This window comes from uncultured Methanobrevibacter sp., from assembly GCF_937906425.1.
Classification (GTDB): Archaea; Methanobacteriota; Methanobacteria; order Methanobacteriales; family Methanobacteriaceae; genus Methanobrevibacter.
This window is the reverse complement of sequence record NZ_CALCYR010000149.1, coordinates 1-12,866: the sequence shown is the minus strand read 5'-3', so window position 1 is coordinate 12,866 and position 12,866 is coordinate 1. Positions and strand designations below refer to the sequence as shown.

The 12,866-nt window shown below is 32.3% G+C and carries 16 protein-coding genes and 1 pseudogene; all 17 read right to left on the bottom strand.

Going from position 1 to position 12,866, the window contains the following annotated elements:
- Positions 1 to 35: 35 nt before the first annotated feature.
- Positions 36 to 1,034 (bottom strand): NADH-quinone oxidoreductase subunit H, encoded by a 999-nt coding sequence (locus Q0138_RS04280; RefSeq protein ID WP_297981408.1) that lies wholly within the window; start codon positions 1,032 to 1,034, stop codon positions 36 to 38.
- 101 nt (positions 1,035 to 1,135) lie between these two features.
- A complete protein-coding gene (locus Q0138_RS04275; RefSeq protein ID WP_297981405.1) occupies positions 1,136 to 2,311 on the bottom strand; it encodes a nickel-dependent hydrogenase large subunit in 1,176 nt (391 codons plus the stop codon).
- Between the two features lie 197 nt (positions 2,312 to 2,508).
- On the bottom strand, positions 2,509 to 2,955 hold the full coding sequence (locus tag Q0138_RS04270; RefSeq protein ID WP_297981402.1) for an NADH-quinone oxidoreductase subunit B family protein: 447 nt from the start codon (positions 2,953 to 2,955) through the stop codon (positions 2,509 to 2,511).
- Between the two features lie 120 nt (positions 2,956 to 3,075).
- Positions 3,076 to 3,549, bottom strand: a pseudogene (locus Q0138_RS04265) (4Fe-4S binding protein); the annotation flags it as partial.
- Positions 3,550 to 3,561: 12 nt separating this feature from the next.
- Positions 3,562 to 5,127, bottom strand: coding sequence for a 4Fe-4S binding protein (locus tag Q0138_RS04260; protein WP_297981397.1), 1,566 nt, complete (start codon positions 5,125 to 5,127; stop codon positions 3,562 to 3,564).
- Between the two features lie 39 nt (positions 5,128 to 5,166).
- Positions 5,167 to 5,445: an energy-converting hydrogenase B subunit J gene (locus Q0138_RS04255; protein WP_297981394.1), complete on the bottom strand. Its 279-nt coding sequence runs from the start codon at positions 5,443 to 5,445 to the stop codon at positions 5,167 to 5,169.
- Positions 5,445 to 5,972: an MnhB domain-containing protein gene (locus Q0138_RS04250; protein WP_297981391.1), complete on the bottom strand. Its 528-nt coding sequence runs from the start codon at positions 5,970 to 5,972 to the stop codon at positions 5,445 to 5,447. The genes Q0138_RS04255 and Q0138_RS04250 overlap by 1 nt, the downstream gene beginning before the upstream one ends.
- Positions 5,973 to 6,296, bottom strand: coding sequence for an EhbH (locus tag Q0138_RS04245; RefSeq protein ID WP_297981415.1), 324 nt, complete (start codon positions 6,294 to 6,296; stop codon positions 5,973 to 5,975).
- Between the two features lie 4 nt (positions 6,297 to 6,300).
- Complete coding sequence (locus tag Q0138_RS04240) at positions 6,301 to 6,636, bottom strand: energy-converting hydrogenase B subunit G EhbG (RefSeq protein ID WP_297981388.1); 336 nt, start codon at positions 6,634 to 6,636, stop codon at positions 6,301 to 6,303.
- Between the two features lie 44 nt (positions 6,637 to 6,680).
- Positions 6,681 to 8,162, bottom strand: a complete 1,482-nt coding sequence (gene ehbF, locus Q0138_RS04235; protein ID WP_297981384.1) for an energy conserving hydrogenase EhbF — start codon at positions 8,160 to 8,162, stop codon at positions 6,681 to 6,683.
- A complete protein-coding gene (locus Q0138_RS04230) occupies positions 8,159 to 8,524 on the bottom strand; it encodes a cation:proton antiporter subunit C (RefSeq protein ID WP_297981411.1) in 366 nt (121 codons plus the stop codon). Before Q0138_RS04230 ends, ehbF begins: the two co-directional genes overlap by 4 nt.
- 3 nt (positions 8,525 to 8,527) lie before the next feature.
- Positions 8,528 to 8,767 carry a DUF4040 domain-containing protein gene (locus Q0138_RS04225; RefSeq protein ID WP_297981382.1) on the bottom strand — a complete coding sequence of 80 codons (240 nt, stop codon included), beginning with the start codon at positions 8,765 to 8,767 and terminating at the stop codon, positions 8,528 to 8,530.
- Positions 8,768 to 8,776: 9 nt separating this feature from the next.
- Positions 8,777 to 9,295: a hypothetical protein gene (locus Q0138_RS04220; protein WP_297981380.1), complete on the bottom strand. Its 519-nt coding sequence runs from the start codon at positions 9,293 to 9,295 to the stop codon at positions 8,777 to 8,779.
- Positions 9,296 to 9,556 carry a monovalent cation/H+ antiporter complex subunit F gene (locus Q0138_RS04215; protein WP_297981376.1) on the bottom strand — a complete coding sequence of 87 codons (261 nt, stop codon included), beginning with the start codon at positions 9,554 to 9,556 and terminating at the stop codon, positions 9,296 to 9,298. It lies immediately after the preceding gene.
- 293 nt (positions 9,557 to 9,849) lie between these two features.
- Entirely contained in the window at positions 9,850 to 10,164 is a 315-nt protein-coding gene (locus Q0138_RS04210; RefSeq protein WP_297981372.1) for a monovalent cation/H+ antiporter subunit E, read from the bottom strand.
- Positions 10,165 to 10,671: 507 nt separating this feature from the next.
- The gene (locus tag Q0138_RS04205; protein WP_297981369.1) at positions 10,672 to 11,373 is read right to left on the bottom strand and encodes a metal-dependent hydrolase; all 702 of its coding nucleotides are present in this window, start codon (positions 11,371 to 11,373) and stop codon (positions 10,672 to 10,674) included.
- Positions 11,374 to 11,945: 572 nt separating this feature from the next.
- Complete coding sequence (locus tag Q0138_RS04200; RefSeq protein ID WP_297981364.1) at positions 11,946 to 12,689, bottom strand: succinylglutamate desuccinylase/aspartoacylase family protein; 744 nt, start codon at positions 12,687 to 12,689, stop codon at positions 11,946 to 11,948.
- Positions 12,690 to 12,866: the final 177 nt, after the last annotated feature.

Genomic DNA, 12,866 nt, shown 5'->3' with positions numbered 1-12,866 from the left:
AAATTAAAATAATTCAATCCTAATTCCCCATTTATTTAAAACAATGCAATTACAACTGCAAAAACACCAATAATGGAACTTATTAAAACAGTTGGATACAATTGCCTATTTGTAAATATTGGAGAGAATGCACTGGCAATAGCCATAATAACAGGGAAAATTAAAGCAACTATAATATTTACAATAAATTTCCATGAGAATAACTCTGGAGGAATTCCTAAGAACAATACAGAGAATAAAATACCTAATGTAAACATTAAAAATCCGCGAGTTACATAGACAAATGAACGATATTTAGATGCCAATTCCATATATGGCCCTTCAATTACATCAGATTTAGCCTTAATGATTGAAAATGGATATTCATTCAATATAATCATATAACCAACAAAGAATACGATTGCACCAATCATACCTGCCAAGGTAAATAGTACAGGGCCGTGAATTTGTTGATATGCTACAATATCTGCCAAATAAATACTGTTACTTAATACAGCAGGTATGAATAAAGCCAAATACAATGGGAATGAACCGAATATAATCATTCTTAAAGACCTGCTTGAACTGATATCCTCAAGAGATGAACTTAAAAGTCCTTGTCTTATTGCGCCTTTTGCATGATCTGGGAACCTTAAATTTGAAGACATAACTGATTTTGATAAAGAACCCATTATAACATAAGCAATTTCTTCCACCTTTAAGAATCCAACAATAGCTATTAAACTGGCAAGTGCCATAAATTGATAGTTATCAGGCATTAAAACTAAAAATATAGCCAAAACAACTATAAAACAAAGAATAGGCATTGCTTTATATAATCCTGGAGCCGGAGAGTTAGGTTCGATATTTTCCTTATAAAGGAATTTTATTGAAGCCCACAAACCAGAACTTGTAACAGGAGGTCCAACCCTTCGTTGAATCCTTGCATGAACATATTTTCTTTCAATTCCAGGAATTAAAACACCGATGAATAAAGCGATTATTAGTGTAATAATTATTTTTAAAACTGGAATTACAATTGTTTCATATGACATTTCCTTTCCCCATTTATAATTAATAATTGATAAACATAATTAATATAATATTTTAATGAATATTAGAACCTAAAATAGACTTAAGCATTTACCCTAATATTTTAATGAATATTAGAACCTAAAATAGACTTATCCAATTTATTATTATTTGTATCAAATACCTCTATTGCTCTGTCTGAACAAGTGAAACATGGATCACATTGTACAATACATAATTGGCCGTCTGTAATGTGATTGTCAATGCAAGCGTATTGCATTGCTCCAATATTACTCATTGAAGGAGTTCTAATAATTGAATGACGTACCCTTCCATCCTCAATTGCATAGGAATGGTAGAGTGTTCCCCTTGGAACTTCAATATAACTTTCAATAATGTCTGTGTCAACCATTTCCCAAGACCTGTCAGCAATCTTACCTTCAGGCAAGTCCCTGATAGCCTGACGAAGAATTTTGATTGATTCAAATATTTCCAAAACCCTCATCAACAATTGAGCCTTTACATCACCGGTATCTTGGGTTATGATATCATAATCAAAGTTATCATATTCAAACATTGTTTCTCTTAAATCCTTTTTAACACCGGTAGCACGTAAGGTAGGACCTGTAACAGCTAATTTAAGAGCCTGTTCCTGAGGAATGTAACCTGTACCGCTTACCCTTGCCAAAACAATTGAGTCATGAACAAATCTGTCAGCAAAGTCAGCAACATTCTTTTCTACAGTATCCAAACCATCCAGGATTCTTCTTATTCTATTATCATCCAATTCACATCTAGGCCTTACTCCACCAATAATGGAACAACCATATTGAACACGATTTCCTCCAATCATTCCTAAAAGTTCCATAATGGTTTCCCTAATTAAAAACGCTCTCATAGAGAAGGTTTCATGACCTAATGTTTCACAACCGTGACCTAAATAAAGCAAATGACTGTGCAATCTTTCAAGTTCTCCGACAATGACCCTAATATAAAGGGCCCTGTCTGGAATTTCAATTCCAAGACCTTTTTCTGCAGTCCTTACAGAATTCCATACATGAGAATTGGAACAGATTCCACAGACTTTTTCAGTAAGCATATTAGCTTTTTCCACAGGAAGACCTTCCATGATACGTTCAATGCCACGGTGGTTTACCCCAATGGTAATCTCCGCATCCTTGATGATTTCATCTTCCACGAAAAATCTAACCCTATAAGGTTCTAAAGCAGCAGGGTGAACAGTTCCCATTTGAATCTCTGTTTCAATAATTTCCTGCTTTTTAGCTTTCTTTTCTTCCATTATCTCCCATCCTTAATGAAATTTAATAAACAATAAATTTAATAAATAATATTTCAAATAAAATTCAAAATAAAATTCAAAATAAAATTCAAAATAAAATTTAAAATAATTTTAAATAAAACATGACAATAATCAGTTTTAAAATAAATTAAACTAAATTAAATTTTATCTGAATAAAAGTTTAAATTAATAAACACCTAATCTGCATTTAATAAATGAGGTAAAGCTGCAACTACCCCTGCCAAAACGTCTTGAGGCCTAACAGCACATCCAGGAACCTTTGCATCAACTGGAATAATATTCTCAACAGGTCCTTCAATCTCTTCAGAAGGAATGTCACCGAAACAGTTCTTGTAAACCCCTCCCATTATTGCGCATGAACCTGCTGCAACAACAAGCTTAGGATCAGGAATTGCATTATAAATGTCTTCCAATGGTTTCCTATTGTCATAGGTAACCGGACCTGTAACAACAAGAATATCCGCTTCACGAGGATTCCATGTTAAGAATACACCATATTGTTCCATATCAAATTTAGGTGATAAAACTGCATTTACAATCTCAATATCACAACCATTACAACCGCCGGTATAAACAAGCATGATATGAATGGCTTTTGATCTTGCATGTGATTTAAGACTCAATTAATCACCTCCCTCATTATCAGAAACTTTATCTTTAAGATTAACTATCTTCTCTATACCATCCAATTTTGAACCTGTAACATCATCCAGAATTTCCTCACCAATATTATCCACAACATCATGTGAAATTAAAGACCTGTCAGACAGGTATTGTGAAATGAAGGCAATCTTATCTTGGGAAATCTTGATAGGCTCTGCCAACAGCTCACTTGTATCAGTCTCAATTTCCCCTACAGCATTTGGATGAATAGTACCTGCATGTTCATAGAATGAATATATCGGACAGAAGTCGTGACACCAATAACATACAACACATTTCAAGCTGTCCAATTCAGGAACTTCTGTTTTAACCCATCCTTCCCTGATTTTTATAGGATTCTGCAAAGGCTTCATTGTAATTGCACCTGTTGGACAAACATTGGCACAGCCTCCACAACCGACACATGCCTTTTCATCAACCTTCTTTTCAGGCTCCACAGTTCCTGTAAGAATGGCATTGCGGAGTTCCATATCTGTTGCCCTATCTGAAGCAAAAAGAATTCTCTTAAAGTTTATATAAGCTCCACCAAGCATTATCTTCAATATATCTTTCATAATATCAAACTCCTATTTAGCCCCCTCATCCAATTTCAAGTCTTCAGCAGAAGAATCGGCATTTAACTTAGGATCATCATCACTTTTTAGGGACTTGAAAGTGACCTCTTCAAATTCCCTTTCAAATATGAATGATTTTGAAGGACAGATATTCTTACATGCTCCACAATAGATACACTTATCATCATCCACAACAAAGCGAAGCTTCCTGTTTCGAGTTCCCATATTTATCTCATCACCGGAAATCTCCTCTGTATAGATTGCATCCTCTGGACAGATATCCTTACACAATCCACATTTTACACAAAGGTTTTCATCAATGTAGTTAAATCCGCCTGATATTTCCCACTTGACATTTGTGGATTTAGGAATTGCATCCTTAGGACAGTGAATTGCACATGTTTCACACATGATGCAGCTATCCAAATCAACTGAAATGCTTCCCTTCTTAAGGCTGATAGCTTCCTTAGGACATAGTTCAGCACAGATTCCGCATGAAATACAGTCATCACTGACCTCACCATTCCATGAGATTGTTTCAAAGGATCTTGCATTATGAACATCACAGACCTGTATACATTTACCGCAGGAAACACAAAGACCATTCAATTTTGAGGAATCCTCCTTCAATGTGTAAAGCTTAGGTTCCTGAAGTGAGAATATATAGGTTTCGTTCAATGTGGAAACAGGACAATTATCAATTGCATTCAAACGTTTTTGCCTGTTTTCATAAGAGTCCTCATCCAAGTATGGATCGTATCTCAAAGCAGATGCAGATTTTCTAAGTGAAACATCATTAAAAGTCTCTACACACAATCCACAATTAAGACAACTTACAATAACACCATCTGCAGACTCTGTCTTATTGGATACGACCTTAAAGTCCTTAACAGAAAGGGCATTGTTTATACAATTGTTTACACAAGCCAAACAAAGGGCGCATTTACTTGAATCAACTACCCCTTCACTAATTGCCCCTGTTGGACACACATCATCACATAATCTGCAAGAGGTACATACGCCTTCCCTGTCAAGCTCGATTTCAATTGCCTCTGTTGGACAATAGTAACTGCATCTTCCACATAGGACACATTTGTCTGAGTCTGTGTTTACACAGATTCTTTCTGCAGTCTTTTCAGTTTTTGAAGGAATGTTCATTGCATCGATTCTCTTTACTCCTGCACCGGAACCGATAGTTGCAGCAACCCTTTTAAATGAGTTAAGCATGACTTGCTGTTTATCTGCAAGCAAATTAAATGTATCCACCCTTGCATGATTGCTACAGACATCCTCACACACTCCACAGCGTGAACAGATACCTTTAACAATACCCTTTTCAAGATGAATACTGTCAATAGGACAAGTGAACTGGCAAACGCCGCATCCATTACATTTTGCCCTATCTACAACATACCCTCCATATTTATTTTTAAATATAGCATGATTTGGACAAGCTTCATAGCATGCTCCACAACACATACAGCTGAAAGCCTTGTTATCAACATAACGTATAGCTTCACTAGGACAACTTTTTATACAATCTCCTTGCCCATCACACTTTTTCATTGTTAAAAACATGATTTTTCTCCTTAGCAATACATTATTATCGGGAGATTCTTAGTGATCTCCCTTTGCATGCCCTCCAAGTAAAGCACTACCTAAGAGAATACCAATTATAGCTGCCAAGAATGTGGTAGCGATTGGCAAATCGTTATAGGTAGGATACTGACCTAAATTCCATGCCATTAAAACAGCACCAACAACAAGAGCAATAATGGCACCTGCAGTAAACTTAAAGCTATTCTCCAATTTCATATGGATTCTAGTGCCTACAACAAAGCCGAATATTAATCCAACTATAACCGGACCTAAAACAATATTAGCTATAGCCGCCATTATTCCTCATCTCCTAATTTCTTAAATTGTGAAAATGCAATAACCACAGCACTTAAACCTACAAATACCTTTAATCCCACTGCAATATTTAAGTAAGGTACAATTCCTGCATTTGTAACGTCAGGATAATGGAAAATTGCAGAAATGGCTTGAGGAACAATGCCATAGAAATTTGCACCAATATTATATAAAAATGAACCTGTTAAAAACAGACCTATTAAACCAAGACAGACATAAGCCAAAGCACCGATAGCCTCCATTGTAGAAATGAAACCATGAGATAGTTTCAGTGGAGAATCATCAATTCCATAAACCATGATGGAAAAGATTATGGCACCTGCAATCATTGCTCCGCCTTGGAAACCTCCACCAGGAGTTATATGACCTCCCAATATGGTCATTATTCCAAGAGCAATCATGACAATTGCAACAGGCAATGTCATAATCTTAAGAATAGGACTGCTTTCAGTAGAATTCCAATTAGGAGTCTTTTTGGACTGGTTTATTGAATTCTTATCTTCCGCCATTTATTTGCCTCCCTCATTTGAATTCTCATCTGATTCCTTTATTTGAGCATTAATATCCTTATCAAAAATCTTACCTTTTCCAAAGATAAGCAATACTACAAGAACTGCAGTAACCAATATTAAGGACTCGCCTAATGTATCAAAACCTCTCCAATCAAATACAACAAGTGTAACCATATTGGGAGCTATTTGAGTTCCGATTGCATTGTAGATTAAACTGATTCCGGGATTTATCAAATTCTTAAATCCATAAAGTGCATCGAATAGACTTGCGGAAAAGAGCACAGTTGCAACCACCATTATGGCAAATCTTAAGCTATCCATCTTATCATCCATATTTTAACCCCCAATAGAGCAATGAAACCAGTACACCAAGACAAATGAGTATGTAAAAACTCATCTTGATTAGGGAATCACTTTGTTCTATCTTTAGCTTGGAAGCTAAAGGCATATTTGTAACTGCCAAGATTCCAACCAATACAACAATAATTATTGAAACAATAAGGCTTAAATGTCTTAGGAATAATGCTGCAAGAATCACGGAAACGAAAATCAGGAATTCTGCAGCCAATGCTCCTGAAACATTATTCATTGTGGTAGGATCCTTAGATAATCTTGACCTTAAACCCTTGACTGAATCTAGAAATACCTGATAAAAAGCCATCTAAATCAAACCTCCACAAATAAAATTAAAATTAATTTTAAACATTAAAGCAGACCCCCTGCAAAAGGAATAAATACATCGGTTACAATATTTGGGAAAATACCTAAAATCAAACAAAGCAAGAGAAGAACCGCAACTGAGAATACTGTAGCCTTAGGTATCTTCTCGTGAACAAATTTCAAATCATTTGGTTTAGGCTGCAAGTAGACAGTATGGAAAGCCTTTACAAAGGTAAAGAATATGACTACACTTACAATGATTGCAAGAAGTGCAAGCTCTGAGTATCCTGCATCCAAAGCAGCCTGAACAAGCATTAATTTACTTTGGAAACCGTTGAATGGAGGAACACCTGCAAGTGCAAAACCGCCTAACAATACCATGATTGCCATTTTTGAGTCCACAGCAATCAATCCACCTAACTTACGTGTATCTGAAGTGTGTGTAAGGTAATAGACTGAACCGAATGCTATTAAGAGCAATGCTGTAATCAGCATCTCATTTGTTGCCTGGAAAAGTGCAGCTGCAATTGATTCTTGGGTTCCAATACCAAAACCTAATGCAATGAAACCAAGTTCGCCAACAGCCAGGAATGCAATCATTCTTCTAAAGTCAATTTCCATTGCAGCCATTGCAACAGACAATACCATGGCTAAAACTGCAAATAGAATGATTGCAGTGTTGAAATGAGGCATATATGCAAATATCCTATACATTGCAATAGCGAATGCTATCATGCAAAGAACTGAGAATCCCTGCAATACTGCAGCTCCATTAGGTCTTGCCTTACTGTAAACTGCAGACTTTATTGTATGGAATGGAGGCAAACCTGAAGCATATAACCATCCGAACAATATTAATGCAAAGCCGATTACCAAGCTAGGAGCATAAGGATCTACGAAATTATTGCTTATTGCATAGCTAATGTCAGCAAGGTTTACAGAACCGACTGTTCCAAGAATGAATCCAATACCTAAAAGTAGCATAGGCCCTCCAATGGAACCTAAAATAAGGTATTTAAGAGCTATTTCATAATTATCCTCAGTGCTGCTTGCAACAATAATACCTACCTGTGTCAAGGCAGTGATTTCAAAGAAAACATACATGTTGAAAATATCATTTGACAATATCAATGCTGTAACAGAAGCCAATCCCATAAATATAAGATAGAGGTATGGGGATGAAACTTCATCCTTCTCGCTGAAATAGGTAAATATTGCAAGGAATACAAGAAGCCCCATTAGGAAAATAAATATTTTTTCAAAATTGCCGAATATATAGACTATTCCTGTATTGTAGCTAGCAACAAGGGTGCCCACTAAATTTGAAGGAAGAGAACTTAAAATCAAGCTAGGGTCATGTCCTCCAAAGTATTGAATGCCTGCAGCAGCAAGAATTGCTATGATTGGAATGACAATTGCGCAAATAAGGGAAATTGCCCTTGTTATCTTGTCACGTTCACCAGAGATATTTACAATCAATGCAGCCAGAATTGGTATGATAACCATCAATGGAATTAGGTAATTCATTCTTTATCCCCCAATATTTCTTTAGTGCTTAATGATCCATGTTTTCTATAAAGGACCATTGCCAATGCCAACATAACAGCCAATGTACTTGCACCGATTACAATACTTGTCAATACCAAAGCCTGTGGAAGGGGATATGCGGAATTGCTTGCAAACCAATCAGCAGTCATTCCCGGCAAGTAGATAGGAACAACCCCTCCTGCCTTGTAACCCAGACAGATAATGAATAGGTTTACACCTTCCTCAATAAAGGCAATACCTATGATTTTCTTAATAATATTGTCAATAAATATAGCTGCAAAAAGTCCGATAACTATTAATGCACCGGAAGCAAATAAGGAAGCCATTTGAATATCCATTATCATCTATGCATCCCCCTCATTTCTTCTAGTCTTGTAAACAGCCAAAGCTATGAATACCGGTACAATAGCCCCTTCTACAATAGCCTGAGTCAAGGCAACATCAGGTGCAAGTAAAACTTCAAATAGGAATGCTACACAAAAGCCTGAAATACCTGTCAAAATAGCGGCCTTAAGCAAGTCATTTTGTAAAAGTGCAATTACCGCACTGACAACTGCAATAATAATTAATACATATTCAATCATTATTGTCACCTACACCCCATCATTTTTAGAATCTGATTCTTTTTCATTTAAAGATTTAGAATCTGATTCTTCTTTATCTTCTGCATTTGCAGAAACAAAATCATCTTCACCAGCCACATCCGCATTTGCAGAAACAGTTTCTTCATCTGCAGAAATTCCTGCTACACCATCTTCTTCTTTTTGATTATCCAATTCACCATCCAAAGCATCAGACTCAATCTCAGGATTTAGAACTGGATTATTATACATGTCTTCCTTATGATAATATGCATTAGCCATTGCATGAGCAAGAAGAGGAGCCAATAAAAGATAGATTAAAGCAAAAAGGTACTGCTCCAATGCAATAAATGCTATGATACCTGCAATATCAACCATACCTAATATATGGATTCTACCATAAACGACATTAGGCAAGTCTGCATCAATCTTTAAAACACCTACAACTGCAATAATGATTATAAGTGCAGAAATGATTAATAAGATAGATTGGATTATAGGAATCAAGGTTAAACCTTCAATTGCAAACATTTAACCCCTCCTTAAAATAACTGCATAAGCTATTGTTCCAACAATACCTAAGAGGAGCAAAGCTAAAGCCACATCCTTAAAGAAGCCAATACCATTGATTGTACCTACCAGTACAAGAACCAAGGTTATTGCCAAAGTCAATGAAGAAGAACCTATAAGCCCCATTGCAGTACTGTCATATGTTATAATCCTCATTGCTGCAAATAAGAATAGAACCAATGCAATAATTAAAAAACATTCAGAAATCAATATAAGTTCCATTATAACCACTTTCTTATATTATAATACCAAAATTGAATTTTATCATTAAATAATCGTAACATCAATTAGAATTTTACATCAATAAAACAAAATAATGAAAACTGTGATTTGAATTTAACCAATAATAAAATCCTAAAAGAATTTATCAACAAATAAACCTTAAAATTCAATAAATAATTCGCTCAGAAATTAAAATTAAACAACAATAATTTAATTGCTTATTCAATAGTAAAAAATAAATTAACAGTCTTTTATTCCGAATTTTAAAAAATGCTAAAATTTAAAAAAGAAAATTATTCAAGCATTCCCTTTATATAAGGTTCAAAAGGAATAATATCTTTAACATCTCTTGGAGCAATTACTGCAACTTTAATAACTTGATTTTCGCTGTCTAAATCCACAGATAAAGTTCCAGGAGTTAAAGTTATACTGTTAGCTAAAATAGTTTGAGAGATAGGCCTAGTCAAATCAGTGTCAATATCTATGACAATAGGATCAAAACCATTACCCTTAAAGACCCTTAATGCCATATCTATAGTGGATTTTATAATCTCCAAAATAAGAACCACTAAATAAGCAATTGCATAATAAATTCTACTTAAAAACATTAAAATAACCCCATAATGTTTTAAATTAAAATCAACATTTAATAGTTAATTAACTGTTAAAAATTATAATTATAAAAAACAAGGAAATTGCATAAAAAAATCAAGCCATTTTTCATAAGGAAATTTAAAAAAATATTAAAAAAACCTATAAAAAAATCAATGCAAAAAGTAATCAAAAAATTACAAATCATTACAAATTATGACAATTCGATTTCAATAAAACTATTCCTTTAATAATTAATATAGACTATATAATTATAAACAATATTATTTATCATGATTATTTATTATAAATCTTTTCCTAAAAAATATGAAAATAAAAAAATTACTAATATTAATGTATAAAAATCATACAAATTAGGAAAAAATTTAATAAAAATACTTAAAAATTTAATAAAAAATCATGACTAAAATTAGAAAAATAATCATTAAAAATCAAATGCTAAAAATCTAATAAAAAATTATTAAAAATCAAATACTAAAAATCTAATAAAAAATTATTAAAAATCAAATACTAAAAAGATTCAAGAAATATCCTTGAAAAAAAATCAACTTGTCAAAAAACAAAACTCCATAAGCTGCCAAAATAATTAAAAATATACAAATTCCAAACTTTTTAAAATATTTATCTTGTGAAAATGGAATAAATGGCCTAATTCCACTTGGAGTAAAGGAATCCAAAATCATATGGGAAAACAATCCCAGAAAAATGGAAAATACCAATTGAATGACATTTATTTTATAGACTGGAATAAAATCAAAATAAACACTAAGCAAGAATATGCTCATCATAACAATAAAAACCAATGCCAATTTCCTATTTAAAAATAATGAAGCTAAAAATATTAGAATTAAAGTTAAAATAAGATAATTTAAAGGAATTAAACTTAAATTAATAGAATAATTAAGATTAAAATAATTAGACAAATCCATTCCAAAATAAACAATTAAAAATATTGAAATAGCTATGGAAATCATTCCTAAAATGGAATGAGTGAATCCTCTGTGAGAAGACAATAAAAATATTATTCCAAGTAAAATCAATAATAAACTAAAGTATACTGGCAAATGAAGAATATAAAGGAAAATAGAAATAATTAAACCAATTGCAATTATTAAAAGAACCTGATTCTGTTTAAATTCATGATCAAAATCAGGGATGTTTGCACCAATTACAGCTAATGCAATAGAAAAAGGCTCAAAAAACATCAACAATGATAAAATAAAAGCAAAAATGGTATGTCCTTTATAAGAAGAAATATTAATTCCCCCAATTGAAAATTATTAATTTTAAAAGAATTTTGGAAAAATCTAAAAGAAATTTTTAAAAGAATTTTGGAAAAATACTAAAGACTTTTTTAAAAGAATTTTGGAAAAATACTGAAATATTTGTAAAATAATTTAAAAATTCTAAAAATTAAAGATTAATTCCTTAAAATACTATTGAATTCTGTATAATATAAACTAAATGAGAGCATTTGAAAACTAATAATAGCATTTTAATATATCAAACTATTTTTAAAGAAAAATAAAATTAATTTTTAAAATTTAAAAATATAAAAAATTTTAAAGAAAAATAAAATTAATTTTTAAAATAATCCATTGAATAATTTAAAAAAAATAAAAGGATTAAATTATATTTGAAAAAGTTAAAAAAAGTCTAAAAAAAGTACAAAAGGCTAAAAAGTATAAAAAAGGTTAAAAAAAGGTTAAAAAAAGTTAAAAAATGTTAAAAAAAGTTAAAAAAAGTTAAAAAATGTTAAAAAAATCAAATATACTAATTAATCCATATATCTATCGAATAATCCAAAGTATTGAACAAAAGCCTTCATTTGAGAAATTGATCTATTACAAATCTTTTCATTAGCATAACCAATAGCTGATAAAACTTCACAAGTAATAGATGGAATTCCAATAAGGTTTGATTCATCTTCCAAAGCTCCCTTAAATGGAATTGCAGCCTTGTGATAAACAATCATGTCAGAACCTACTGTTCTTGAAATGAATCCTGCAATATTAAAACTTTCAATGGTAGGAACCTTAGTTGAAAAAACTCCTTCCTTACCTGGATTGGAATTTGGAGCAGAAGAATGGAAGTCTCCAATTGCACTAACATCCAATTCTTTCGCCTTTTTCAAAATCAAGTTACCTATGGAACCTTCCTTATGGGAAGTTCTGTTTAAATCTTCTCCATCAAAAAAACGTGAATTGTTCATTGTAGCCTTTGGACAGGCAAATGGAATAATATAAATGGTTCCAACTAAATCCAAATCATGAAGTTGATCTATTAGCTTTAAGCTGGCAATCTGAGGAGCCAATTCATTTCCATGAATTCCTGAAACAATCATAATCTTTGGATAATTATTTCCAAGCTTTATAATTGGAGTTCCCTTAACTGCTTCAGCAAGAATGAATTTAGCATTATCACTCAAATCAATATGCTTAAAAATATTCTTGTTGGCAGAAATAAATCCTCCAGTATCATTTGAAATAAAATCCAAATCCAGTTTTTTAAAGTCTTCCATCAAATCGCCTAAAAAGAACCAATAAAAAATTTTTTTAAAATCAATTATTGAAATAAATTAAGTAAAAATTAATAAATTAAAAATAAACTATTTAAAAATAAATTAATTGAAAATAAATTAATTAAAAATTAATAAATTAAAAATAAACTATTTAAAAATAAATTAATTGAAAATAAA

Coding starts and splice junctions, on each gene's coding strand:
- Q0138_RS04245 (WP_297981415.1), bottom strand. CDS start 6,296: ATGGATAGCTTAAGATTTGCCATAATGGTGGTTGCAACTGTGCTCTTT.
- Q0138_RS04255 (WP_297981394.1), bottom strand. CDS start 5,445: ATGGCGGCTATAGCTAATATTGTTTTAGGTCCGGTTATAGTTGGATTA.
- Q0138_RS04205 (WP_297981369.1), bottom strand. CDS start 11,373: ATGTTTTTTGAGCCTTTTTCTATTGCATTAGCTGTAATTGGTGCAAAC.
- Q0138_RS04260 (WP_297981397.1), bottom strand. CDS start 5,127: ATGTTTTTAACAATGAAAAAGTGTGATGGGCAAGGAGATTGTATAAAA.
- ehbF (WP_297981384.1), bottom strand. CDS start 8,162: ATGAATTACCTAATTCCATTGATGGTTATCATACCAATTCTGGCTGCA.
- Q0138_RS04225 (WP_297981382.1), bottom strand. CDS start 8,767: ATGATTGAATATGTATTAATTATTATTGCAGTTGTCAGTGCGGTAATT.
- Q0138_RS04280 (WP_297981408.1), bottom strand. CDS start 1,034: ATGTCATATGAAACAATTGTAATTCCAGTTTTAAAAATAATTATTACA.
- Q0138_RS04275 (WP_297981405.1), bottom strand. CDS start 2,311: ATGGAAGAAAAGAAAGCTAAAAAGCAGGAAATTATTGAAACAGAGATT.
- Q0138_RS04250 (WP_297981391.1), bottom strand. CDS start 5,972: ATGGCGGAAGATAAGAATTCAATAAACCAGTCCAAAAAGACTCCTAAT.
- Q0138_RS04215 (WP_297981376.1), bottom strand. CDS start 9,556: ATGGAACTTATATTGATTTCTGAATGTTTTTTAATTATTGCATTGGTT.
- Q0138_RS04210 (WP_297981372.1), bottom strand. CDS start 10,164: ATGTTTTTAAGTAGAATTTATTATGCAATTGCTTATTTAGTGGTTCTT.
- Q0138_RS04200 (WP_297981364.1), bottom strand. CDS start 12,689: ATGGAAGACTTTAAAAAACTGGATTTGGATTTTATTTCAAATGATACT.
- Q0138_RS04240 (WP_297981388.1), bottom strand. CDS start 6,636: ATGGCTTTTTATCAGGTATTTCTAGATTCAGTCAAGGGTTTAAGGTCA.
- Q0138_RS04220 (WP_297981380.1), bottom strand. CDS start 9,295: ATGTTTGCAATTGAAGGTTTAACCTTGATTCCTATAATCCAATCTATC.